Genomic DNA, 22588 nt, shown 5'->3' on the forward strand with positions numbered 1-22588 from the left:
TGAGCGGTCGTAAGGGGATACGACGGAAGAAGTACTCCCCGGTGATCCGCGGTCGAAAAGAAAAGATGGCGGTATTGCGGTTCGCCGGAAAACCTCTTGATGCATTGGTGATGATCAGTCACGGCTCACGTACATGTCAACACTTGACTTTCCGCAGTGCCCTCACGAAGATGCGGGGCTGTTCCCTCTGCCGCCTCTCACCGGGCACGTGCGCGGATCGGCCCTGGTCATGAGAGGCGACGGCGCTCCAGGCACAGCACGTCGGCCGGCGAACGACGGCCGTCGTCCGAGGCGCCCCTCCTCGGTCGGAACGGGGATGTGGCGGCCGGATCGGGGAGGGGGCGCCCGGATCGGGGAGGGGGCGGACAGACCGGTTGCGGCGGACCGGCCGGCCAAAGGGAACTCGCCACCCGGGAATTGCCGGAGTGAGGAATTACCGGGGGATAAAACGCCGCGATCGGTAGGGGAATTCGCATCCGCTGACGCCTGCGCCCATTCCCGTACGGCCGTGTCACCGTCCTCGGCGCGCCCGACGCGGCGGAAACGAAGGCAGCCGGTCCGTCCTGCGAACACCCCGCTCCGCGGCTCGGTCGACGCCGGCGTCGACCGAGCCGTGACCGACGACCCTCCCGTGAGCGGGGGTGTCCAGCGGGCGTACGGACGCCCCCGCCCGCGGTCGAGGGTTGTTTCTGATCGGGTGCGACCGCTCCTCGGTACCTTCGGAACGAGTGCTTCACCGGGTTATCGGTCTGTCGTACGAAGCCTCATACCAGAGCGGGACGTTGACCGAAGGACTTCGGCAACTGCCCATCGCACATGATGCGCGGACGACTACTGTCGGTGTCCGTCGGGTGACGTGGACCGGATGTCCGGTCCGCCCGACCGACACCGCGATGGCGCGTGCCCGCGCGGTGTCGTGTGCCCGCGTGGCCCCCGCCACCACGCGCGAGCATCCAGAGCCCCCGGCCCGACGGACCAACGGACCAGTACGAGGACCCCGATGTCTCACCTCCGCGCCCCTGCCGCGCGAGCAGACCGCCGCGAGGGCGGGCGGCACGGCCGGCCTGCCTCCCGTACCGCCATCGCGCTGCCCGAGACCCACATACGGCCCCAACTCCTGCGTCTGGCCGTGCTGCCGCCCGTCGCGGTCGCCCTCAGCGCCTGCGCGGTCGTCCTGTTCACCGTCCGGTCCACCGGTGCCCGGCCCGGCCTCGTGCTGTGGGGCGTGCTCGCCGGGGCGGTGTCCGTGACCGTCGCCGCCGTCGTCATCGCCGCCGTCGCGGCGGACCGCGCCGCGCGGTCCGTCCACGAACGCGTCGGCGCCCTGCGCCGCAGCACCGCACGCGGGGAGGGCGACCTGCGCGCCGTCGTCGAGGCGCTGCGCCGCGGCGAGACCCCGCCCCAGCGCAAGCCCCGGGGCGGACCGCCGGACGGCGCCGACGACTTCGAACTCCTCGCCGCCGACCTGTCCCGCGCCCACGACGGCGCCGTCACCGCCGTCGTCCGGGCCGCCCAGCTCTCCAGCCAGGCGGGCAGCGAACAGAAACTGGAGGTCTTCGTCAACCTCGCCCGGCGCCTGCAGTCCCTGGTGCACCGCGAGATCTCCCTCCTGGACGAGCTGGAGAACGAGATCGAGGACCCCGACCTCCTCAAGGGCCTCTTCCACGTCGACCACCTCGCCACCCGCATCCGCCGCCACGCCGAGAACCTCGCCGTGCTCGGCGGTGCCGTCTCCCGCCGGCAGTGGAGCAACCCGGTGGACATGACCGAGGTGCTGCGCTCGGCCATCGCCGAGGTCGAGCAGTACTCTCGGGTCCGGCTGGTCCCCCCGATCGACGGCACCCTGCGCGGCCACGCCGTCGCCGACGTCATCCACCTGCTGGCCGAACTCGTCGAGAACGCCACCCTGTTCTCCGCCCCGCAGACCCAGGTGCTGATGCGGGCCGAACTCGTCACGTCGGGCCTCGCCGTGGAGGTCGAGGACCGCGGACTCGGCATGCCCGCCGCCGAGCAGAGCCGGATGAACGCCCTGCTCGCCGACCCCGACCAGGTCAACGTCGCCCGCCTTCTCGCGGACGGCCGCATCGGGCTGTTCGTCGTCTCGCAGCTCGCCAAGCGGCACGGCATCACCGTCCGCCTGCAGACCAACATCTACGGCGGTGTGCAGGCCGTGCTGGTCGTGCCGCAGGCCCTGCTGGGAGACGAGCCGGGGGCCCTGCCCGCGGGCGGGGCGCGACCGGCGGAGGCCGCCGGGGCCGAGCCGGTGCACGGAGCGCCGCCCCCGCGGCAGCCGCGGGCCGTGTCCCCCGCGCCGCCGCCGGCTCCCCCCGCTCCCGCAGCCGCACCCGTCACTCCCGTCCGCGAGGTGCCCGCCCCGGCACCGTCCCGCAGGGCCGACCGGGACGCACCCGTGCCGCTGCCCGTGCGCGGTGCCCGCGTGGACCGGCCCACCCCGGCCGCCGCCGTGCCCGGCGTCCGGCCCGAGGACCGGGGCGTGATCGCCGAGCACGCGGCCACCCCGCCCGTTCCGCGCCACAGCGCGGTGCGCGGAACGATGGGCAAGCCCCATCTGCCTCGTCGCCGTGCCCAGGAGCACATCGCACCCCAGCTCCGCGGCGGCCCCGCGCCCCGCCAGGACCCCGGACCGCACACCGGCCACGACCCGGGCCTGATGGCGGCCTTCCAGCGCGGCATCGGCCTCGCGGAAGTCCAACAGCGCACCGAGCCGTTCCCCCGGGAGCCGCCCTCCGTGGAACCGTTCCCCCGGGAGCCGCCCTCCGTGGAGCCGCTCCCCGCGGACGCGGCCCGCCCCGGGCCGGTGTCGCGGTACCCGGACCCGGGCCCCTTGGAGCAGACCCGCCGGGACCCGGCCGGATGACCACCTCCGCCGCCCCCGCCACCCCCACTGCCACCCCCGCGACCATTCAGAGCCTTCTCCCCACCCCCACCCCCACCAAGACCAGCGCTCCCGCAGACCTTCGTACCCCAAGGAGTCGATCCACCATGGCGAGCGATGCGCCGACCGGCCACGTGTCCGACCTCGACTGGCTGATGAGCGGCCTCGTGCAGCGCGTACCGCACACGACCAGCGCGGTGCTCCTGTCCTGCGACGGACTGGTGAAGTCCGTCCACGGCCTCGACGCGGACAGTGCCGACCACATGGCCGCCCTGGCCTCCGGCCTGTACTCCCTCGGTCGCAGCGCCGGTGTCCGCTTCGGCGACGGCGGCGACGTACGGCAGGTCGTCGTCGAACTCGACTCGACCCTGCTCTTCGTCACCACCGCCGGCTCCGGCACCTGCCTCGCCGTGCTGGCCGGCCGCGAGGCCGACGCCGCCGTGCTCGGCTACGAGATGGCGATGCTCGTCAAGAGCGTCCGGCCCTACCTCGTCACCGCGCCCCGGCAGTACGCCGTCGAACCCCCGGCGATGAGGCCTTGAGGGTGGCCGCGGCCGGCGACGGGCCCTGGCTCGACGACGCGGCCGGACGGCTGGTGCGCCCCTTCACCGTGAGCAACGGCCGTACCCGGCCCACCGTCGCGCTCGACCTGATGTCCCAGGTGATGGCCACGGGGGCGACCCCCCTCGGCTATCTGGGTCCCGAGCACGCGCAGGCACTGGACCTGTGCAGGGCGCCCCTCCCGGTCGCCGAGCTCGCCGCACATCTGAGGCTTCCGGTGGCGGTCACCAAGGTGCTGCTGTCGGACCTGGTCGACTGCGGCGCGCTGACCACGAAACCCCCCGCCGCGTTCCACCACAATCCCACGGACCGGGCCCTTCTGGAGGCAGTGCTCGATGGACTACGACGACAGCTCTGACTACGGCCACGCCGACGGCACCGATCCCTTCCCCACCGCGCTGAAGATTCTCGTGGCCGGCGGGTTCGGAGTGGGCAAGACGACCTTCGTCGGCGCGGTCAGCGAGATCGCGCCGCTGAGCACGGAGGAACTGCTCACCACGGTCAGCGCCGCGACCGACAACCTCGACGGAATCGAGAACAAACTCGAAACGACGGTGGCCATGGACTTCGGCCGTCTCACCCTCGACCCGGAACACGTGCTGTACCTGTTTGGGACACCCGGCCAGGAACGGTTCTGGTTCATGTGGGACGAGCTGTGCGAGGGCGCGCTCGGCGCCGTGATCATCGCCGACACCCGGCGGCTGGAGGAGTCCTTCGCCGCCGTCGACTTCTTCGAGGAACGAGGCCTCGGTTTCGTCGTCGCCGTCAACGAGTTCGACGGCGCCTACCGCTACGACCCCGAGGAGGTGCGCGCGGCCATGGACCTGCACCCCGAGATCCCCATCGTGCGCTGCGACGCCCGGATCTCCAGCTCCGGCGTACAGACCCTGCTCACCCTCGTACGACACCTCATCGCCCACACACCAGCCCCCGCGACGGGGTTCGGCGTCCCCAGGTGAAGCCGGTGATTCCCAGGTGATCCACGCCCGCACCGCCACGGAGCCGCACATGACGCACGCCCACAGCGACGGAGCCCGCCCATGAGCTACGACCCGCCGCGCCCGGCCGGACGCCTGCTGCTCACGCCCGAGGACCGGGAGGCACCGGCCCGGGTGCGACGGCTGCGCCGGCTCGGTCTGGCCGGACGCCCGGACCCGGCCCTCGACGCCTTCGCGGCCCACCTCGCCGGAATAGCCGAGTCGCCGTACGCGATGGTCAACTTCCTGTTCGAGGGCGGGCAGTTCTTCGCGGGCCTGCGGGTGCCCGACTTACCGCCGGTGACGCGCGCCGACGGCACCAGCCCGGAGTTCGGCCGGCTCCAGCCCCGCGACCACGGCTTCTGCCCCCATGTGGTGGTCCGGGGCAAGGCGCTGGTCCTGGAGGACGTGCGCGACTACCCGCGCTTCGCGGGCAACCCGGTCGTCGACGAGTTCGGCATCCGCTCCTACCTCGGCGCTCCGCTCATCGACAGCACGGGAACGGTGCTGGGCACGGTCTCCGCATCCGACGTACGGCCCCGGAGCTGGGGGCAGGCGGGGCTGGCGACGATCAAGTCGACGGCGACCGACCTCGTGCGGCGCATCGAACGCAGCGCGGAGGACGGGCTTCCCCTGTGATCCGTGTGATCCGCCGGGCGGAGGAGCGGCCGGCGCGCGAGGTGGCGGGCGGGGCGTGAAGGAAAGCTGCGGCCGGGCTTAAGAAAGGCTCGATGGACCCGGGACGGCGCCGTACGGCAGATTGCTGTGCGATTCCCCTCCCCTCCCCGGACGCGGGCTGCCCCGGCATGCCCGGCGCCGGGACCTCACCCGTCAGGAGCCGTAGCGTTGAAGGCGCTGGTCAAGGAGAAGGCGGAGCCCGGGCTGTGGCTCGCGGACGTCCCCGAGCCCGTCATCGGACCCGGTGACGTCCTCATCAAGGTGCTGCGCACCGGCATCTGCGGCACCGACCTGCACATCCGGGCCTGGGACGGCTGGGCGCGGCAGGCCATCCGCACCCCGCTCGTCGTCGGGCACGAGTTCGTCGGCGAGGTCGTCGACACCGGCCGGGACGTCACCGACATCAAGACCGGCGACCGCGTCAGCGGGGAGGGCCACCTGGTCTGCGGCAAGTGCCGCAACTGCCTGGCCGGCCGCCGCCACCTGTGCCGTGCCACCGTCGGGCTCGGCGTCGGCCGGGACGGGGCGTTCGCCGAGTACGTCGCCCTGCCGGCGGCCAACGTCTGGGTGCACCGCGTGCCCGTCGACCTCGACGTCGCCGCGATCTTCGACCCGTTCGGCAACGCCGTGCACACCGCCCTGTCCTTCCCGCTGGTCGGCGAGGACGTCCTCATCACCGGCGCCGGGCCGATCGGCCTGATGGCCGCCGCCGTGGCCCGGCACGCGGGCGCCCGCAACGTCGTGATCACCGACGTGAGCCGGGAACGCCTGGACCTGGCCCTCAAGGTGGGCGTGAGCCTCGCCCTCGACGTGTCGACGGCGACCATCGCCGACGGACAGCGCGAACTCGGCCTGCGCGAGGGCTTCGACATCGGCCTGGAGATGTCCGGCCGTCCCGAGGCCATGCGCGACATGATCGCCAACATGACGCACGGCGGCCGGATCGCCATGCTCGGCCTGCCGTCCGAGGAGTTCCCGGTCGACTGGGCCCGGATCGTCACCTCGATGATCACCATCAAGGGCATCTACGGCCGCGAGATGTTCGAGACCTGGTACGCCATGTCCGTGCTGCTCGAAGGCGGCCTCGACCTCGCCCCCGTCGTCACCGGGCGCTACAGCCACCGCGACCACGAGGCGGCGTTCGCCGACGCGGCGAGCGGCAGGGGCGGCAAGGTCATCCTCGACTGGACCGCCTGATCCGACCGGCTCGCCCGCCGGGCCGGGACCGCCCGATCCGACCGGCTCGCCCGCCGGGCCCGGACTGCCCAGCCTGCCCGACCCGACCGGCCTGCCCAGCCCGACCGGCCTGCCCGATTCGACCGTCCCGCCCGACCGGCCCGCCGGACGCGGCCGGGCCGCGTGAGACGTACGTACTTCTAGGAGACCCCATGTTCGACTCCGTGCGCGAGGACCTGCGCGCCACCCTCGACGAGATCCGCGCCGCCGGTCTGCACAAGCCCGAGCGGGTGATCGGCACCCCGCAGTCCGCCACCGTCGCCGTCACGGCCGGCGGCCGTCCCGGCGAGGTCCTCAACTTCTGCGCCAACAACTACCTGGGCCTCGCCGACCACCCCGAGGTCGTCGCCGCGGCCCACGAGGCGCTGGACCGCTGGGGCTACGGCATGGCGTCCGTGCGCTTCATCTGCGGCACCCAGGAGGTCCACAAGGAGCTGGAGGCCCGCCTGTCCGCGTTCCTCGGCCAGGAGGACACGATCCTCTACTCCTCCTGCTTCGACGCCAACGGCGGCGTCTTCGAGACCCTGCTCGGCCCCGAGGACGCGGTGATCTCCGACGCCCTCAACCACGCCTCGATCATCGACGGCATCCGGCTCTCCAAGGCCCGCCGCTTCCGCTACGCCAACCGCGACCTGGCCGACCTGGAGCGGCAGCTGAAGGACGCCGCCGACGCCCGGCGCCGCCTGATCGTGACCGACGGCGTGTTCTCCATGGACGGCTACGTCGCCCCGCTGCGCGAGATCTGCGACCTGGCCGACCGCTACGACGCCATGGTCATGGTCGACGACTCGCACGCCGTCGGCTTCGTCGGCCCCGGTGGACGCGGCACCCCCGAGCTGCACGGTGTGAGGGACCGCGTCGACATCATCACCGGCACCCTCGGCAAGGCCCTCGGCGGCGCCTCCGGCGGTTACGTCGCCGCCCGCGCCGAGATCGTCGCGCTGCTGCGCCAGCGCTCCCGGCCGTACCTCTTCTCCAACACCCTCGCCCCCGTCATCGCCGCCGCCTCCCTCAAGGTGCTCGACCTGCTGGAGTCGGCGGACGACCTGCGCGTGAGGCTCGCCGAGAACACCGCGCTCTTCCGCCGCCGGATGACCGAGGAGGGCTTCGACATCCTCCCCGGCGACCACGCCATCGCACCGGTGATGATCGGCGACGCGTCGAAGGCGGGCCGCCTGGCGGAGCTGCTGCTGGAGCGCGGGGTGTACGTGATCGGCTTCTCCTACCCGGTCGTCCCGCAGGGCCGGGCCCGCATCCGCGTCCAGCTGTCCGCCGCGCACTCCACCGAGGACGTGAACCGCGCGGTGGACGCCTTCGTGGCGGCACGCGGGGAGCTGGACGCCTGACACCCGCCCGGCCTGCCCGCGTCCGGCCCTCCGGTACCTGACCTGAGAGAATCGATCCCGTGATCGAAGCGCGGCGGCTGCACATCCTCCGTGCGGTGGCGGACCACCGCACGGTGACGGCGGCTGCCGCCGCGCTGTACCTCACCCCGTCCGCGGTCTCCCAGCAGCTGGCCGCCCTGGAGCAGGAGACCGGCCACCGCCTGGTCGAGCGCGGCGCCAAGGGCGTACGGCTGACCCCGGCCGGCGAGATACTGCTCAGGCACACCAACGCCGTCCTCACCCAGCTGGAGCGGGCCGAGGCGGAACTCGCCGCGTACGGCTCGGGCGCAGCCGGCACCGTCACGGTCGCCTCCTTCGCGACCGGCATCGCCCTGGTCGTCGCGCCCGCGCTGACCCGCCTCGCCGCGTCCGCGCCCGGTATCCGCATCCGGGTGCAGGACGCCGAGGGCGACGCCAGCCTGCCGATGGTCCTGGACCGGCAGGTCGATGTGGCCGTCGCCGTCGAGTACCGAGGGGCGCCGCCCGCCGACGACCCGCGCCTGACCCACGTCCCCCTGTACGCGGAGCCCTTCGACGCGGTCGTCCCCGTCGCCCACCGGCTCGCCGACACCGACGAGGTGCCGCTCGCGGAGCTGGCCAAGGACCCGTGGATCGGCCCGTACCCGGGCAACCCGTGCCACGACGTGGTGGTCCTGGCCTGCGAGAGTGCCGGTTTCCAGCCCCGCATGGAGCACTCCTCGGACGACTTCCGCGCGGTGGTGTCCCTCGCCGCGGCCGACGCCGGCGTGGCGCTTGTCCCGCGCTCGGCGCTGCACGGCACCGACCTCACGGGCGTGGTCGTCCGGCCGGTCGACGGGGTCGCGCCCACCCGCCGCGTCTTCGCCGCCGTACGCCGGGGATCCGAAGAACACCCGCTGATCCGACCCGTGTTGGACGCGCTCGACGAGGCGGCCCGGGCGTGAGGCTTCCGTAACACGGCCGTCTCACATCCGGGATAGCGTCCCGTATATGAGAGAAACTGATGACGCGCCCAGCCTCGTGGACGCCCGGCTCGCCGCGCGGCTGGCCGAGCTGCGGGCCGAACGAGGCTGGTCACTGGGGGACTTGGCGGAGCGCAGTGGAGTGAGCCGGTCCACGCTGTCGAGGGCCGAGCGGGCGGAGACCAGCCCCACCGCCGCCCAGCTGAACCGCCTGTGCGCGGTCTACGGGCGGACGATGTCCCGGCTGCTCGGCGAGGTCGAGGCGGAGCCCGCCCTGCTGGTGCGCGCGGCCGAGCAGCTGCGGTGGGAGGACCGGTCCGCCGGGTTCGTGCGCCGCGCGGTGTCCCCGCCGCACGCCGGGCTGCGCGGCGAACTCGTGGAGGGACGGCTGGCCGCCGGCGCCGACCTTGCCTACGACCGGCCGCCCGTGCCCGGCCTGGAGCAGCACGTCTGGGTCCTCGAAGGGGCCCTGCTGGTGACGGCCCAGGACGTCGAGCACCACCTCGGCACCGGGGACTGCCTGCGGATGCGGGTCTGGGGGCCGACGAGGTTCCGATGCGCCGGCCCCGGGGACGTGCGCTACGTGCTGGCGGTGGTGCTGCCGTGAAGGTGAGCCGCGTCGACGGGAACCGGCTGGCGGCCCTGCTGGCGGGCCTGGCCGACCTGCTGACGGACACCGTCGAGGGCGGCGCGTCCGTCGGCTTCCTCGCGCCGCTCGGCCGCGCGGAAGCCCTCGCCTGGTGGCGGGAGCGGGCCGCCGCCGTGGCCGCCGGACGGCTCGCCGTCTGGGTGGCGCACGAGGGGGGACGGGTGGCGGGGACGGTGAGTCTCGCCCTGCCCGACAAGCCCAACAGCCGCCACCGTGCCGAGCTGGTCAAACTCATGGTGGCCCGGGAGGCGCGCGGCCGGGGACTGGGCCGCCGGCTCCTGACCGCCGCCGAGGAGGCGGCCGCCGCGGCCGGCCTCACCCTGCTCCATCTGGACACCGAGACCGGCGGGCCCGCGGAACACCTCTACCGCTCCGCCGGATGGACCCGGGCCGGCACGATCCCCGGCTACGCGGCGGACCCGGGCGGGGAACTGCGGCCGACGACGCTCTACTTCAAGCAGGTCGGAGCCCCCGCGGCCGCCGGGTGATTGTCAGTGGCGGCGGCTACCGTGCCTGACATGCCGGACGCAGAAGACGTACGCCGTATCGCCCTGTCCCTGCCGGACACGACGGAGAAGACCGCCTGGAACATGCCCACGTTCCGGGTCGCGGGGAAGATGTTCGCCACGCTGCCCGAGGACGAGACCTCCCTCGCGGTGCGCTGCCCGAAGGAGGAGCGCGGCGAACTCGTGCTGGCCGAGCCGGAGAAGTTCTGGATCGCCGGCCACGAGGCCCAGTTCGCCTGGGTGCGGGCCCGTCTCGCCGCCCTGGAGGGTGAGGACGAGTTGCGCGACATCCTCGCCGACTCCTGGCGCCAGGCGGCGCCGTCCCGGCTGCTGGAGGCCCACCCCCGGCTGGGACTGCCGGCCGGGGGCTGACGTCCCCGGGGGGCGTTGTCAGTGCCCCGTGGCATCATCCGGGGACATGCGACAGCCGGGGCCGGAGGGGGGCTCCGGCTGACGCGTGGACGACGCGGACGGGGGCCGCGGGGCGGGGGCCGGCGCCGGAGCGCGCGGCGAGACCCCGCCCCGCGGATCGCCACGGAAAAGCGATGCGCGACCACCGGCCCGAGTGCGGTATGGTTTTCCTGCGCGTTCGGCCGGGGGAAACCCCAGGTCAGACGGGCAACGGGACGTGGCGCAGCTTGGTAGCGCACTTGACTGGGGGTCAAGGGGTCGCAGGTTCAAATCCTGTCGTCCCGACTGGAGACGGTCGCGGGTCGAGGGCGGCTTCGGAGGAATCCGGGTCCGCCCTCGACCGTTTTCCCGTTCCCGGTGCAGCCGACCGGGAAGACGACTGTCGGCACGCCGCAGCGGCGTGCCTGGATGCCCGGGCGGGATGCCCGATATATCACTGTCGGGTGCCCCGGCGTCCTCGTTCTTTTCGTCCTCTCCGTCATCCTTACCCTTCTCGTCCTTCTCGTCGTCCCCTCGTCCCCGCGCCCCCGCGCGGACCCGCATGACCGTCCTCGTCCTCTGCCACTTCGGGCTCGCCCTGTTCGCCGCACCGCTGGTGAGACGGTGGGGGACCCGCGCCTTCCTCGTGCTGGCCCTGCCGCCCGCGGCGACCGCCGCCTGGGCGGCCACCCGGTGGAGCACGACGGCCGCGGGCGGCGCCGACACCACCGAGTGGGCCTGGCTGCCGGCCTACCGCGTGGACTGGGCGCTGCGACTGGACGCACTCGCCGAACTCATGGTGCTGCTCGCCGCCGGAGTGGGCACCCTCGTCCTGGTCCACTGCGCCTCCTACTTCGACGACCGGTCCCGGCACCTGGGCCGGTTCGCCGGGAACCTCCTCGCGTTCGCCGGGGCGATGCTCGGCCTGGTCCTCGCCGACGACCTCGTCCTGCTCTACGTCTTCTGGGAACTGACGACCGTCTTCTCCTACCTGCTGATCGGCCAGACCAGCGACCACAAGCGGAACCGGCGCAGCGCCCTGCAGGCACTGACGGTCACCACGCTCGGCGGTTTGACCATGCTCGTCGGTTTCCTGATCCTCGGTCACCAGGCGGGCACCTACCGGATCTCGGCGATCCTCGCCGACCCGCCGCCCGCGTCGGCGGCACTGTCCACGGCGATCGTGCTGATCCTCGTCGGCGCCCTCTCCAAGTCCGCGGTCTGGCCGTTCAGCCTGTGGCTGCCCAACGCCATGGCCGCCCCCACCCCGGTCAGCGCCTATCTGCACGCCGCCGCGATGGTCAAGGCCGGGATCTACCTCATCGCCCGGCTCGCCCCCGCCTTCGCGGAGGTCACACCCTGGCGGCCACTCCTGCTCGTCCTGGGCTCCGCGACGATGCTGCTGGGCGGCTGGCGGGCGCTGCGCCTGCACGACCTGAAACTCGTCCTCGCCCACGGCACCGTCAGCCAGCTCGGCTTCCTCACCGTCCTCGCCGGCGCGGGCCGTCACGACACCGGCCTCGCCGCCACCGCCATGATCCTGGCCCACGCCCTGTTCAAGGCCCCGCTCTTCCTGGTCACCGGGATCATCGACCATGCCACCGGCACCCGCGACCTGCGCAGACTGTCCGGGCTCGGGCGCAGACTGCCCGCCGTGTGCGCCGTCGCCGTGGTCGCCGGACTGTCCATGGCCGCCGTCCCGCCACTGCTCGGCTTCACGGCCAAGGAGGCCGCCTTCCAGTCCCTCCTGGACGGGGACACCGTCGACCGCTGGGCACTCGCCATGACGGTCGTCGGCTCGGCGCTGACCACCGCCTACACCCTGCGCCACCTCTGGGGCGCCTTCGCCCGCAAGCCCGGCGTCCCGGACACGGAACCGCACGCCGTCGCGCCGGCCTTCCTCGCGCCGCCCGCCGTGCTGGCCCTGGCCTGCCTCGTCCTCGGCCCCGGCACGTCCTGGCTCCAGGGGCTCCTCGGCGCCTACGCCGCACAGTTCCCCGTACCCGACCACCCGTACCACCTCGCGCTGTGGCACGGGGCGGGCCTCGCCCTCGGCCTGTCCTGCGCGGCCTGGGCGGGCGGTGTGGTGCTGTTCCTCGCCGCGAGTCCCGTCCTGCGCGTCGGGCAGGCCCTCGCCTGGCGCTCCGCCGACCGGGTCTTCGGGACGTTGCTGCTGGGCCTGGAACGCACCGCCCTGCAGTGCACCGGTTTCGTGCAGCGCGGCTCGCTGTCGGTGTACCTCGTGACGACCATGAGCGTGGTCCTCGCCGGGCAGGTCGCCGTCCTCCTCGCGGACGAGCCCTGGGCCTCGGTGCCCGCCCCGCGGCTGTGGGACCACCCGGCACAGGCCGGTGTCGCGCTGCTGACCTGTGCCGCCGCCCTGCTGTGCCTGGCCGTGCGGCGCCGGATGAAGGCCGTCGTGTTCGCCGGGCTCACCGGCTACGGCGCCGCGCTGCTCTTCGTCGTGCAGGGCGCGCCCGACCTCGCGCTGACCCAGTTCTGCGTGGAGACCGTCTCGATGATCGTCTTCGTGCTCGTGCTGCGCCGGATGCCGGTGCACTTCGAGGAGAACTACCGCCGGTGGCGGCGCCTGCTGCGGATGCCGGTGGCCCTCGCGGGCGCCGCCGCCGTCTCCGTCGTCGTCTGGATCATGGCGGGGCACCGCCGGGCCGACGGCGCCGGGCCGGCGATGGTCGAGGAGACCGCCCGGCACGGCCTGAAGGACGTCGTCGCGACGATCCTCGTCGACCTGCGGGCCTGGGACACGATGGGGGAGTCCGCGGTGCTCGCCGCCGCCGCGATCGGCGTCACCAGCCTCATCTACCTGCACCGCCGCACCGACGACGCCGGGCAGCCCGTACCGACGCTGCCCGGGGACCACCCGCACGCCGGTCTGCGCACCGCCTGGCGGGCGACCCCGTACGAAGCGGCGGGCCTGCCCAGCGGCGACGAGGGCGCACCGGAGAGCACCTGGCTCGCGGCCGGCTCCACCCTCGCCCCCGAACGCCGTTCCCTCGTCCTGGAAGTGGTCGCGCGCCTCATCTTCCACCCCATCCTGGTCCTCTCCGTCTACCTGCTCATGTGCGCGGAGAACCTGCCGGGCGGCGGCTTCGTCGCGGGCCTGACCGCCGGCGTCGCCTTCATCGCCCGCTATCTCGCGGGCGGGCGGCACGAGCTGGCCGACGCGGTGCCCTTCAAGCCGGGCCTGTTCACCGGCCTCGGTCTGTTCCTGTCCACCGGGGTGGCGCTGGGCGGCCTCGTCGAGGGCACCGTGCTGCACGGCTGGACCTGGCACGGCCACCTGCCCGTGTGGGGCGACGCCCACCTGTCCACCGCCGTCCTCTTCGACTGCGGGGTCTACCTCCTGGTTCTCGGCGTGGTCCAGGACATCGTCCGGGCCCTCGGCGGCCGCATCGACCGGCACCTCGAACGGGCCGCCGCCCGACGCGCAGAGGCGGGCCCCGCATGACCGTCAGCCTCGCCCTCCTGGTGTCCGCCGCCGTTCTCGGCGCCGTCGGCGCCAGCCTGCTGCTGACCCGGTCCCTGACCCGGATCCTGCTCGGCGCGGTCGTCCTCGGCAACGGCGTCAACCTGCTGGTGCTCGCCTCGACCGGCAGTGCGGGGGACGCACCGCTGCTCTACCCGAACGTCGTCCGCAACCGGGTCACCGACCCGCTGCCCCAGGCCATCGCCCTCACCGCCATCGTCATCACTCTCGCCACCACGGCGTTCCTGCTCGCCATGGCCTACCGCAGCCACCAGGTCACCGGCTCCGACGAGATCAGCGACGACACCGAGGACCGGCTGGTCGCCCTGCGCGCCGAGTTCCTCGACCGGCGCGGTGAACTGCGCGACCGCTACCGCGAAGCACGCGCCGAGCCCGCCACCGCCCCCGAACTGGACGCCCGCTACCGTGCCGCCCGCAGACGGCTGCGCCGGCGGGTCCGCGAGGAACGCGCCCACCAGGCCCGCGCCGACGACGTCTCCGGCAACCTGTGGAACGAGATCCTCGGCGCCGACCCCGAGGACTACCGCGAGGGCCGGGAACGGGGCTCCACCGACGCGGCGGGCAGGCCGGGTCCGGCACCGGCCCGTGAGGCCGGGCCCTTCAACGACCCCGGGGAGACCGGCCGCGAACCCGACTCGCACCCCGGCGAGGACTCCTGCCACGCGCCGCCCGGCCGGGCCGACGGCCCCGGGGGCGCCGGCCCGGAAGGAACCAGGTGAACGCGCTCGTCCCCCTCCCCGTCGTGCTGCCCCTGTGCGTCACGGGTCTGAAGCTGGCCATCGGCCCGCGGCTCCAGCGGTTCCAGCGCTTCATCAGCCTCACCGTTCTGGGCGCGGTCCTCGTGCTCTCCGTGATCCTCATGGTGGCCGCCGACCGCCACGGCCCGCTCAGCGTGCACCTCGGCGACTTCGCGCCACCGGTCGGCATCACCCTCGTCGCCGACCGGCTCGCCGGCCTGATGCTCACCGTGTCCAGCGCCGTCACCCTGCTCGTCCACGTGTACTCGCTGGGCCAGGGCATGGCCGACCGCGACGACCGGACGCCGGTCGGCGTCTTCCACCCCGCCTACCTCATCCTCGTGGCGGGCGTCTCCTGCACCTTCCTGGCCGGGGACCTCGTCAACCTCTACGTCGGTTTCGAGATCATGCTCGTGGCGAGCTTCGTCCTGCTCACCATCGGCGGCACCGCGACCCGCATCCGGGCCGGGACGACGTACGTGATCATCTCGCTGTTCTCCTCGGCGCTCTTCCTCATCGCCATCGCCATGACGTACTCGGTCGCGGGGACCGTGAACCTCGCCCAGCTCGCGGTGCGGCTGCAGGAGGTCCCGGCCGGGGTCCGCACCCTGCTGGAGGCGACGCTGCTGACGGTCTTCGCCATCAAGGCGGCGGTGTTCCCGCTCGCGGCCTGGCTGCCGGACTCCTACCCGACCGCGCCCGCACCGGTCACCGCCGTCTTCGCGGGCCTGCTCACCAAGGTCGGCGTGTACGCGATGCTGCGCACCCAGACCCTGCTCTTCCCCGGCCACCGCCTCGGCGACCTGCTGATGCTCACCGCGCTCGCCTCCATGATCGTCGGCATCCTCGGCGCGGTCGCCCAGACCGACCTGAAGCGCGTGCTCTCCTTCACCCTCATCAGCCACATCGGTTACATGGTCTTCGGCATCGCGCTCGCCGGACGCGACGCGATCGCCGGTGCGATCGTGTACGTGGCCCACCACATCACCGTGCAGACGACCCTCTTCCTCGTCGCCGGGCTCATCGAGCGGCGCGGCGGCACCACGCAACTCACCCGCCTCGGCGGCCTGGCGAGGACGGCGCCGCTGCTCGCCGTGCTGTTCTTCGTGCCCGCCATGAACCTGGCGGGCATCCCGCCCCTGTCCGGTTTCATCGGCAAGCTCGGCCTGATGCGGGCGGGCGTCGACGACGGCGGCGGCTGGGCCTGGGCGCTGGTCGCCGGGTCCGCCGCCACGAGCCTGCTCACCCTGTACGTCATGGCGAAGGTCTGGAACCTCGCGTTCTGGCGCGACGCCCCGCCCGGGGCCGAGGACGAGGGCAGGGTGCTGGAGGCCGCGGAGGACGAGCCCGACGACGAGGACGAGGCGGCGACCGGTTCCGGGAGCAGCCTGCCGGAACCGGCGGGCGCCGTGGTCCCCGCCGGCCTCCTGGGGCAGTCCATCACCACCACCAAGCGGCTGCCCTGGCCGATGCCGGCGGCGACCGGCGCCGCCGTCGCCCTCGGTCTGCTCTACACCGTGCTCGGCGGCCCCCTCACCACCTTCACCGAGGCCGCCGCCACCGAACTCCTCGCCCGCACCCCCTACATCGAGGCGGTACTCGGCCGATGAGCGACCTCCTGCGCGACCGCTCCCCCTACAGCTGGTCCTTCCGCGTGGGCAGCGGCCGACGCATCCTCGACCTGCCGCTGGTCGCCTGGCTCACCGTCATCTGGATCCTGCTGTGGGGCACCCCGTCCTGGGGCGACCTCGTCAACGGCGTCGTCGTCGCGGTGGGCCTGTGCCTCGCCTTCCCCCTGCCCGCCGTGGACATCGGCCTGCGGCTGCGTCCGCAGGGCATCCTGCGGCTGGCGGCCCACCTGCTGTACGACATGCTCTCCTCCAGCGTCGAGGTCACCCGGCAGATCTTCGCCAAGGGCCCCTACCACCCCGCGGTCGTCGCCGTCCCGTTGCGGGTGCGCAGCGACCTCATGCTCACCGCCACCGCCGTCGCCGTCTCCAACGTCCCCGGCGGCTCCGTGGTCGAGGTCCGCCGGTCGACGGCCACCGTGTTCCTGCACGTCCTCGACGCCGACGACCCCGGAGCGGTCGAGAGCGCCCGGCGGTCGGTGTGGCGCATGGAGGAACTCGTCGCCCGGGCCTTCGGCACCGCCGAGGACATCGCCCACGCCTCCCGTCCCGTACCGGAAGGGGACTCGTCGCCGTGACCACCCTGCACGCCGTGGAAGGGGCCATGCTGGTCGCCTCCGCCGTGATGGTCCTCCTCGCGGGCGCCCTGCTGCTGTACCGCGTCTGGTACGGACCCTCGATGCTGGACCGCGCGGTCGCCCTGGACGTGGCGGCGGCCCTCATCATCGCCGGCATCTGCGTCAAGGCCGCCCACGACGGCGACTCCTTCTACTTCCCGGTGATGCTGGTGCTCGCCTTCCTCGGCTTCACGGGCTCGGTGGGCATCGCCCGGTTCATCGCCGTACGCGACCGGCCCTCGCTGCGGGCCGACGGGACGGAGGACCACCGGTGAACGCCTGGGGCGAGGCCGCCGACCTGGCCGGAGCGGTCCTGCTGCTCCTCGGCTGCCTGCAGTGCCTGCTCGGCGTGATCGGGATGCTCCGCTTCCCGGACGTGCTCTCCCGCAGCCACGCCGCCACCAAACCGCAGACCCTCGGGATGGTCCTCGTCCTCGCCGGGGTGGCGCTGCGGCTGCGCCACGGTGTCGACCTGGGCACCATCGCGCTGGTCGTCTTCTTCCAGCTCCTCACCGGTCCGGTCGCCTCCCACCTGGTGGCCCGTTCCGCCTACCGCACGGGCCGGACCGGGTCCCGGGGCCTGCTCCGGGACGATCTGGACCCGCAGCTGAGCGACGGGGAGCCGCGGGACGAGTAGCCCGGGGGAGGGTCAGAGCACGCAGCCCACATGTGCCAGCGCCTGCTTCAGCAGCACCCCGTGCCCGCCCGGCATCTCACTCTGCACCGCCGGGGACAGGGCCTCCTGCGGGCTGAACCACACCAGGTCCAGGGCGTCCTGACGGGGCCGGCAGTCGCCGGCCACCGGCACCACGTAGGCGAGCGAGACCGCGTGCTGCCGGGGGTCGTGGTACGGCGTGACACCGTGCGTGGGGAAGTACTCGGCCACCGTGAACGGCTGGAGCGAGGACGGCACCCGGGGCAGTGCCACCGGGCCGAGGTCCTTCTCCAGGTGGCGCAGCAGGGCGTCCCGTACCCGCTCGTGGTGCAGCACCCGGCCGGAGACCAGCGTCCGGCTGACCGTCCCGTCCGGCCCGATGCGCAGGAGCAGGCCGACGCTGGTGACTTCGCCGCTGTCGTCGACGCGCACGGGCACGGCCTCGACGTAGAGGATCGGCATGCGGGCGCGCGCCATCTCGAGTTCGTCGGTCGTCAGCCAGCCCGGCGTGGTTTCGGTCATGTCAGACATCGCTTGATCATACTTTCAGCCGTTCCCGCTTCCCGGGCGGCGCTCCGGGACTGTGACGGGTCCCACGCCGCTCGGCCGTCGCCGACCGGGCGGCCGCCGTCCACGCCCGGTCCTGACCGCTCACCGTTCACCGCTCGGCGCGGTGGCCCGTCCGGCCCCGTCCGGGCGTCTGCCGGTGAGGAGGCGCTCTCGTTCACGTCTCGGCTCCTTCGCGCGCGCTGTGCGGCGTGCACCATCGTGCCGTTCGGTGATCACGCTGTCCGGGGTTCGTCCCAGGTGCACGGGACGGTGCCCCGCGCCGCGCCGGTGACGCGCCGCGGGGCGTGGTGCCGGGCCCGTCCCGTCGCGTCCGGTGGGCGGTCAGTCCATGGGGGTGGGCTGCGGTGAAGGGGTCCCGCCGCCCAGGACGGTCCTCAGCCGCTCGGTGCCCTGTCGCACCGCCTGCTCCACGGAGGTGGCCTGGCCGCCGTCCAGGCCGCCGCCGGTGACGGTGAGGGCCGAGGTGCCGACGCGTACGGCGGCGACGTCCAGGGTGAGGGTGGCAGCCTCGCCCGCCGCGCTCCCCTGCACGGTCACGTGCAGACCCTGCCGGGCGTCGCCCGCCTCGGGCACCGACGCCTCGGTCACCTGGACCGTGCGCTCCTCGCCCGCGGAGTCGGTCGCGGTGAACCGGTCGCACGTGTCCGGCAGGGAGGCCATCCACGTCAGGCGGTCGTCCAGTCCGGCGCGGTCGTAGCCGGCGACCTGTTCCAGCAGACGGGAGTCGCCCTGCGCGAAGCCGGTGAGCGCGGACGGGCCCGACGGCTCGCCCAGCAGGCTGTCGCGGTAGAGCCCGTCCAGCAGTTCCTGGCAGTCGGCGGCGTCGGCCTTCGCGGTGAGGAAGCCGGCCACGTCGACCTCGCCGACCAGCAGCCGGTCGCGCCACTTGTCCGCGTCCTGGACCTGGTTCCAGTCACCCTCCAGGTCGGCCTCGGTGAGCAGGGCGGCCTTCGCGCCGGACTCGGAGAGGGCGGACGGGGAGGCGCCGGGGGAGTCCGTGGGCGAACCGGAGGTCGAGCCGGTGGGTGAGCCGGAGGGCGCCTTCTCCACCGCGTCCTGCTCGGCGGCCCGGGCCCGTGCGGCGGCTGTGTCCGAGGCCGTTCCCGAGGTGCCGCCCCCGTTCGAGCAGGCCGCCGTGGTCAGCAGCGCGCCCGCCGCCAGGGCGGAGGCCAGGAGGCGGACGGGGTGGGACGGACGACGGCTCATCGCGGGATGCCTCCTGGGACGGGGAACGGTGTCCTCAGCGCATCACCGCGGTCGCGGACGCACCAGCGCACGGGGCTGTCCGGGTGACCGGCCCGGTGGCGGGGCTCACCCGGCGCGGTCGAGGACGTCCTGCGCGACCCTGCTGTCCAACGACGCGCGGACGAGTGCCGCCGCGAGTACGGCGGGCTCCGTCGGTCCGGCGAGGGTGAGGAGCCGGCCGGCCTCCCCGGGCAGTCCCAGCCGTTCCGCGCCCACAAGGGCCTTGCGGTCCAGGTGGGGGGCCACCTGCGGCCAGACCCGCTGGACCTCGCGCAGGAAGATGTCCGCGCCGGCCGGGCCCACTCCGGGGAACTCCCGGAGCAGCCGCCGCAGCTCGGGGACCTCGCCGTCCGCCTGCGCGCGCAGCCGGCGCAGGTCCCCGCCCCACCGCTCGGTCAGCAGCCCGGCGGCGTCACCGAGCTGGGCGGCGGTCCGCTCGTCGTAGCGCCGGTAGCCGCCCCGGCCGAGGGCGTCCACCCGCTCCTGCCGGCCGGCGTCGGCCATGCGGCGCGGGTCGCGCAGGCCGGCCTCGTGCAGGGCCCGGGCGGTCGCCACGGCGACCGAGCCGCGGATGCGGGCGCTGAGCAGATGGGCGAGGACCAGCAGCCGGTACAGCGGCTGCGGGGCGTCCCTCATCCGGATGCCCGCCTCCTCGGCGTACGTCCGCCCGTGCGCGTCGACGAGTTCGTGTACGACGCGCCGCGGGTCGCGGCTCACGGCCGGGGCTTCAGCGGGTCGTGACCGACCGTCATCAGGCTGTGCCTGAGCCGGGTGTCGTCGGCCTTCGGCTCGTTCTCCAGGTCGGCCCGCGACGTCACGGTGTCCACGACCTCGCGCATCGCGCGCAGGTCGTCCTCCGTCAGGTCGGTGCGCCGTTTCTGCAGGATCGCGAGGACGTGCCGCCCCAGCGGCGGTCCGGCGTCGTCCGGCAGCGGTTCGGTCAGCTCGCCGGAGTCGCGTACCCGGAGCCAGTCGGCGAGTTCCGCGGAGGTCATGTTCACCACGCGGTGGAAGTCCTCCCACAGCGCGTCGAGTTCGAGGGCGTCGGCCATGAGGTGCCCCTCATTTCGTCGTGCGTACGTGCGTACTCCGTGTGCGTGCGGAGCGGAGCGACGCGTGCGGCCGGCGGGTGCGGCCCGGCCGCTCCACGGGGGCGCGGGTGCCCGCGCGGGCAACCGCGCAAACGCCCGCGCGCTCAGCGGGCGAGCACGCCGTCCAGGAACCGCGTGACGTCCGCGAACACCTCGGCCCGGTTCGTCTCGTTGAAGACCTCGTGCCGGGCGCCCGGGTAGATCCGCTCGGTCAGGTTCCCGCCGCTGAGCCGTTCGACGCCGACACGGCTGCCGGGCAGCGGCACCAGCCGGTCGTCGTCCCCGTGCACCCACAGCAGCGGGAGGCCGCCGACGTCGCCGCCCTCGGCCACGGCTGCCAGGGTCCGCAGGAACGCCTCCAGCGTCGGCCGCTTCATCGGGCCGTGCCACACGAGCGGGTCCGCCGCGTACGCCGCGCCGACCGCGGGGTCCCGGGAGAGCGAGGCCGGGCTGATCGGGACGTCCGGGATCTCGTCGTGGGCGAGCAGCCGGCGCGGCAGCTCCCAGTCGCCGACGACCGGCCCGGACAGCACCAGCGCGCTCAGCTCGCCGGGACGGCGCTGCGCGTAGCGGGAGGCGATCAGGCCTCCCATGGAGTGCCCGATCATGACCAGGGGCAGCTCCGGGTGGGCGGCGCGGGCCCGCTCCGCCAGGGTGTGGACGTCGGTGACCACGTCCTCGAAGTCCTCGATCAGCACCCGTTCGCCGTCCGACCGCCCGTGGCCGGTGTGGTCGACGCCGTACACGGCCGCACCGTGCTCCGTCAGGACGCCGGCCACCTCGTCGTAGCGGCCGGTGTGCTCGCCGTACCCGTGCACCAGCAGGGCCACGTACCTCGGCCGCCCGGTGGGCCACTCGCGGGCGCCGAGCCGCCCCCGCGTTCCGGTCAGGACGTGCTCGCGGGCCTCGGTCATGTCTCCTCCGGCTGGGTCGGTGAAGGTCACCGGAGGATCTTCCCAGGGAGGGCGCCGACGGTCTATAGTCCAAAACTAGCAGTGCTAATTAATGTGCGTTCCCTCCGCGGCGCCCAGACGCGCGGAGGCCGGCCGGACGGCGCCGTGCCGCCCGGCCGGCGAGCGACGACGGTCAGGAGTTCTTGTGCGTCCCGTCCACTTCGCGGCCGCCCGCCGCACCCCGATCGGCAAGCTCCGCGGCGCCCTGTCCTCCGTGCGGCCCGACGATCTGGCGGCCGCGGTGATCCGGGGCCTGATCGCCGACGTGCCCGCGCTCGACCCCGCCCGGGTCGACGACGTGTACTGGGGCGCCGCCAACCAGGCCGGTGAGGACAACCGCAACGTCGCCCGCATGGCCGCCCTGCTGGCCGGCCTGCCCGAGACGGTGCCCGGTGCCACGGTGAACCGGTTGTGCGCCTCCGGCCTGGAGGCCGTCACCACCGCCGCGCGCACCGTCGCCGCCGGCGAGGCCGACATCGTGCTCGCGGGCGGCTCGGAGTCGATGAGCCGCGCGCCCTTCGTGCTGCCCCGCCCCGACGAGGCGCTGCCGCACCGCATCGAGACCGCCGACACCCGGCTCGGCTGGCGCCTGGTCAACCCCGCGATGAAGGAGCTGCACGGCCTGCTGGCCATGGGCGAGACCGCGGAGGAGGTCGCCGGGCGGTACGGCATCCCGCGCGAACGCCAGGACGAGTTCGCCCTGCGCAGCCACCGCCTGGCCGCCGAGGCACGGAAGAACGGGCACTTCGACGACGAGCTGCTCCCGGTCGAGCGCCCCGACGGCGTGATCGTCGACGCCGACGAGTGCGTCCGCGAGGACACCTCCGTCGAGAAGCTGGCCCGCCTCAAGCCGGTCTTCCGTTCCGGCGGCACGGTCACCGCGGGCAACGCCTCCCCGATGAACGACGGCGCCGCCGGTCTCCTCCTGGTCAGCGAGGAGGCCCTGAACGAGCTGGGACTGGAGTCCCTCGGTCGCTACGTCGCGGGCGGCTCGGCCGGCGTCCACCCGGACGTCATGGGCATCGGCCCGGTCCCCGCCACCCGCAGGGTACTCGCCCGGGCCGGCTGGACCGTCGACGACCTCGCGGCGGCCGAGTTCAACGAGGCGTTCGCCGCGCAGGCCCTGGCCTGCGTGGACCAACTGGGCATCGACCCCGGCCTGGTCAACCCCAGCGGCGGCGCCATCGCGCTGGGCCACCCCCTCGGCTGCTCCGGCGCCCGCATCCTGACCACCCTGCTCCACCGCATGCGCCGCACGGGAGCGGACCGCGGGCTCGCCACGATGTGCGTCGGCGTGGGGCAGGGCAGCGCGGTGCTCGTCGAACGGCACTAGGCCGGGCCCGGCCCCCGCCCGCCCCCGGGCGA

23 protein-coding genes and 1 tRNA gene are annotated in these 22588 nt (G+C 73.7%); 19 read left to right on the top strand and 5 right to left on the bottom strand.

Features of this window, described 5'->3' with window-relative positions:
* Nucleotides 1-1000: 1000 nt before the first annotated feature.
* From ACVV2G_RS24390 to mnhG, 18 genes are all read left to right on the top strand, one after another.
* Nucleotides 1001-2878, top strand: a complete 1878-nt coding sequence (locus tag ACVV2G_RS24390) for a sensor histidine kinase (RefSeq protein ID WP_453844892.1) — start codon at nt 1001-1003, stop codon at nt 2876-2878.
* Nucleotides 2879-3003: 125 nt separating this feature from the next.
* Nucleotides 3004-3438 carry a roadblock/LC7 domain-containing protein gene (locus ACVV2G_RS24395; protein WP_053140002.1) on the top strand — a complete coding sequence of 145 codons (435 nt, stop codon included), beginning with the start codon at nt 3004-3006 and terminating at the stop codon, nt 3436-3438.
* A 2-nt stretch (nt 3439-3440) separates the two neighbouring features.
* Nucleotides 3441-3815 (top strand): DUF742 domain-containing protein, encoded by a 375-nt coding sequence (locus ACVV2G_RS24400; RefSeq protein WP_356611918.1) that lies wholly within the window; start codon nt 3441-3443, stop codon nt 3813-3815.
* Nucleotides 3793-4416, top strand: coding sequence for a GTP-binding protein (locus tag ACVV2G_RS24405; RefSeq protein ID WP_453844893.1), 624 nt, complete (start codon nt 3793-3795; stop codon nt 4414-4416). The genes ACVV2G_RS24400 and ACVV2G_RS24405 overlap by 23 nt, the downstream gene beginning before the upstream one ends.
* A gap of 81 nt (nt 4417-4497) precedes the next feature.
* Entirely contained in the window at nt 4498-5073 is a 576-nt protein-coding gene (locus ACVV2G_RS24410; protein ID WP_453844894.1) for a GAF domain-containing protein, read from the top strand.
* A 207-nt stretch (nt 5074-5280) separates the two neighbouring features.
* The gene (tdh, locus tag ACVV2G_RS24415; protein ID WP_453844895.1) at nt 5281-6309 is read left to right on the top strand and encodes an L-threonine 3-dehydrogenase; all 1029 of its coding nucleotides are present in this window, start codon (nt 5281-5283) and stop codon (nt 6307-6309) included.
* A gap of 191 nt (nt 6310-6500) precedes the next feature.
* Nucleotides 6501-7694, top strand: coding sequence for a glycine C-acetyltransferase (locus ACVV2G_RS24420; RefSeq protein ID WP_453844896.1), 1194 nt, complete (start codon nt 6501-6503; stop codon nt 7692-7694).
* A 59-nt stretch (nt 7695-7753) separates the two neighbouring features.
* Entirely contained in the window at nt 7754-8656 is a 903-nt protein-coding gene (locus ACVV2G_RS24425) for a LysR family transcriptional regulator (RefSeq protein WP_453844897.1), read from the top strand.
* 46 nt (nt 8657-8702) lie between these two features.
* Nucleotides 8703-9281 (top strand): helix-turn-helix domain-containing protein, encoded by a 579-nt coding sequence (locus ACVV2G_RS24430; RefSeq protein ID WP_453844898.1) that lies wholly within the window; start codon nt 8703-8705, stop codon nt 9279-9281.
* Nucleotides 9278-9811 (top strand): GNAT family N-acetyltransferase, encoded by a 534-nt coding sequence (locus ACVV2G_RS24435; protein ID WP_453844899.1) that lies wholly within the window; start codon nt 9278-9280, stop codon nt 9809-9811. Before ACVV2G_RS24430 ends, ACVV2G_RS24435 begins: the two co-directional genes overlap by 4 nt.
* Before the next feature lie 30 nt (nt 9812-9841).
* Nucleotides 9842-10201, top strand: a complete 360-nt coding sequence (locus ACVV2G_RS24440) for an MmcQ/YjbR family DNA-binding protein (protein ID WP_453844900.1) — start codon at nt 9842-9844, stop codon at nt 10199-10201.
* A gap of 250 nt (nt 10202-10451) precedes the next feature.
* Nucleotides 10452-10525, top strand: a tRNA-Pro gene (locus ACVV2G_RS24445).
* A 256-nt stretch (nt 10526-10781) separates the two neighbouring features.
* Nucleotides 10782-13688, top strand: a complete 2907-nt coding sequence (locus tag ACVV2G_RS24450; protein ID WP_453844901.1) for a Na+/H+ antiporter subunit A — start codon at nt 10782-10784, stop codon at nt 13686-13688.
* Complete coding sequence (locus ACVV2G_RS24455) at nt 13685-14446, top strand: Na(+)/H(+) antiporter subunit C (protein WP_453844902.1); 762 nt, start codon at nt 13685-13687, stop codon at nt 14444-14446. Before ACVV2G_RS24450 ends, ACVV2G_RS24455 begins: the two co-directional genes overlap by 4 nt.
* Entirely contained in the window at nt 14443-16074 is a 1632-nt protein-coding gene (locus ACVV2G_RS24460; protein WP_453844903.1) for a Na+/H+ antiporter subunit D, read from the top strand. The genes ACVV2G_RS24455 and ACVV2G_RS24460 overlap by 4 nt, the downstream gene beginning before the upstream one ends.
* A complete protein-coding gene (locus ACVV2G_RS24465; protein WP_453844904.1) occupies nt 16071-16670 on the top strand; it encodes a Na+/H+ antiporter subunit E in 600 nt (199 codons plus the stop codon). The genes ACVV2G_RS24460 and ACVV2G_RS24465 overlap by 4 nt, the downstream gene beginning before the upstream one ends.
* A gap of 26 nt (nt 16671-16696) precedes the next feature.
* Complete coding sequence (locus tag ACVV2G_RS24470; protein ID WP_453844978.1) at nt 16697-16984, top strand: MrpF/PhaF family protein; 288 nt, start codon at nt 16697-16699, stop codon at nt 16982-16984.
* Complete coding sequence (gene mnhG / locus ACVV2G_RS24475) at nt 16981-17346, top strand: monovalent cation/H(+) antiporter subunit G (RefSeq protein ID WP_453844905.1); 366 nt, start codon at nt 16981-16983, stop codon at nt 17344-17346. Before ACVV2G_RS24470 ends, mnhG begins: the two co-directional genes overlap by 4 nt.
* Nucleotides 17347-17358: 12 nt before the next feature.
* Here mnhG and ACVV2G_RS24480 read toward each other — a convergent pair whose 3' ends face one another.
* The 5 genes from ACVV2G_RS24480 to ACVV2G_RS24500 form a co-directional block, all read right to left on the bottom strand.
* Complete coding sequence (locus tag ACVV2G_RS24480) at nt 17359-17886, bottom strand: NUDIX hydrolase family protein (protein WP_453844979.1); 528 nt, start codon at nt 17884-17886, stop codon at nt 17359-17361.
* Between the two features lie 369 nt (nt 17887-18255).
* A complete protein-coding gene (locus ACVV2G_RS24485) occupies nt 18256-19140 on the bottom strand; it encodes a hypothetical protein (protein WP_453844906.1) in 885 nt (294 codons plus the stop codon).
* A 105-nt stretch (nt 19141-19245) separates the two neighbouring features.
* Nucleotides 19246-19896: an HhH-GDP family DNA glycosylase gene (locus ACVV2G_RS24490; RefSeq protein ID WP_453844907.1), complete on the bottom strand. Its 651-nt coding sequence runs from the start codon at nt 19894-19896 to the stop codon at nt 19246-19248.
* Entirely contained in the window at nt 19893-20231 is a 339-nt protein-coding gene (locus ACVV2G_RS24495) for a DUF3140 domain-containing protein (protein WP_453844908.1), read from the bottom strand. Before ACVV2G_RS24495 ends, ACVV2G_RS24490 begins: the two co-directional genes overlap by 4 nt.
* Nucleotides 20232-20374: 143 nt before the next feature.
* Complete coding sequence (locus ACVV2G_RS24500) at nt 20375-21184, bottom strand: alpha/beta hydrolase (protein ID WP_453844909.1); 810 nt, start codon at nt 21182-21184, stop codon at nt 20375-20377.
* Between the two features lie 184 nt (nt 21185-21368).
* On the opposite strand from ACVV2G_RS24500, the gene ACVV2G_RS24505 reads away from it, so the two are divergent.
* A complete protein-coding gene (locus ACVV2G_RS24505; protein ID WP_453844910.1) occupies nt 21369-22556 on the top strand; it encodes a thiolase family protein in 1188 nt (395 codons plus the stop codon).
* Nucleotides 22557-22588 lie beyond the last annotated feature (32 nt).

It is taken from the genome of Streptomyces sp. JK94, assembly GCF_053613315.1.

What these genes read in the sequence shown, in the direction of transcription:
- ACVV2G_RS24390 (WP_453844892.1), top strand. Translation starts at nt 1,001, where the DNA reads ATGTCTCACCTCCGCGCCCCTGCCGCGCGAGCAGACCGCCGCGAGGGC.
- ACVV2G_RS24395 (WP_053140002.1), top strand. Translation starts at nt 3,004, where the DNA reads ATGGCGAGCGATGCGCCGACCGGCCACGTGTCCGACCTCGACTGGCTG.
- ACVV2G_RS24405 (WP_453844893.1), top strand. Translation starts at nt 3,793, where the DNA reads ATGGACTACGACGACAGCTCTGACTACGGCCACGCCGACGGCACCGAT.
- ACVV2G_RS24410 (WP_453844894.1), top strand. Translation starts at nt 4,498, where the DNA reads ATGAGCTACGACCCGCCGCGCCCGGCCGGACGCCTGCTGCTCACGCCC.
- ACVV2G_RS24420 (WP_453844896.1), top strand. Translation starts at nt 6,501, where the DNA reads ATGTTCGACTCCGTGCGCGAGGACCTGCGCGCCACCCTCGACGAGATC.
- ACVV2G_RS24430 (WP_453844898.1), top strand. Translation starts at nt 8,703, where the DNA reads ATGAGAGAAACTGATGACGCGCCCAGCCTCGTGGACGCCCGGCTCGCC.
- ACVV2G_RS24440 (WP_453844900.1), top strand. Translation starts at nt 9,842, where the DNA reads ATGCCGGACGCAGAAGACGTACGCCGTATCGCCCTGTCCCTGCCGGAC.
- ACVV2G_RS24450 (WP_453844901.1), top strand. Translation starts at nt 10,782, where the DNA reads ATGACCGTCCTCGTCCTCTGCCACTTCGGGCTCGCCCTGTTCGCCGCA.
- ACVV2G_RS24455 (WP_453844902.1), top strand. Translation starts at nt 13,685, where the DNA reads ATGACCGTCAGCCTCGCCCTCCTGGTGTCCGCCGCCGTTCTCGGCGCC.
- ACVV2G_RS24465 (WP_453844904.1), top strand. Translation starts at nt 16,071, where the DNA reads ATGAGCGACCTCCTGCGCGACCGCTCCCCCTACAGCTGGTCCTTCCGC.
- ACVV2G_RS24470 (WP_453844978.1), top strand. Translation starts at nt 16,697, where the DNA reads ATGCTGGTCGCCTCCGCCGTGATGGTCCTCCTCGCGGGCGCCCTGCTG.
- ACVV2G_RS24480 (WP_453844979.1), bottom strand. Translation starts at nt 17,886, where the DNA reads ATGACCGAAACCACGCCGGGCTGGCTGACGACCGACGAACTCGAGATG.
- ACVV2G_RS24485 (WP_453844906.1), bottom strand. Translation starts at nt 19,140, where the DNA reads ATGAGCCGTCGTCCGTCCCACCCCGTCCGCCTCCTGGCCTCCGCCCTG.
- ACVV2G_RS24495 (WP_453844908.1), bottom strand. Translation starts at nt 20,231, where the DNA reads ATGGCCGACGCCCTCGAACTCGACGCGCTGTGGGAGGACTTCCACCGC.
- ACVV2G_RS24500 (WP_453844909.1), bottom strand. Translation starts at nt 21,184, where the DNA reads ATGACCGAGGCCCGCGAGCACGTCCTGACCGGAACGCGGGGGCGGCTC.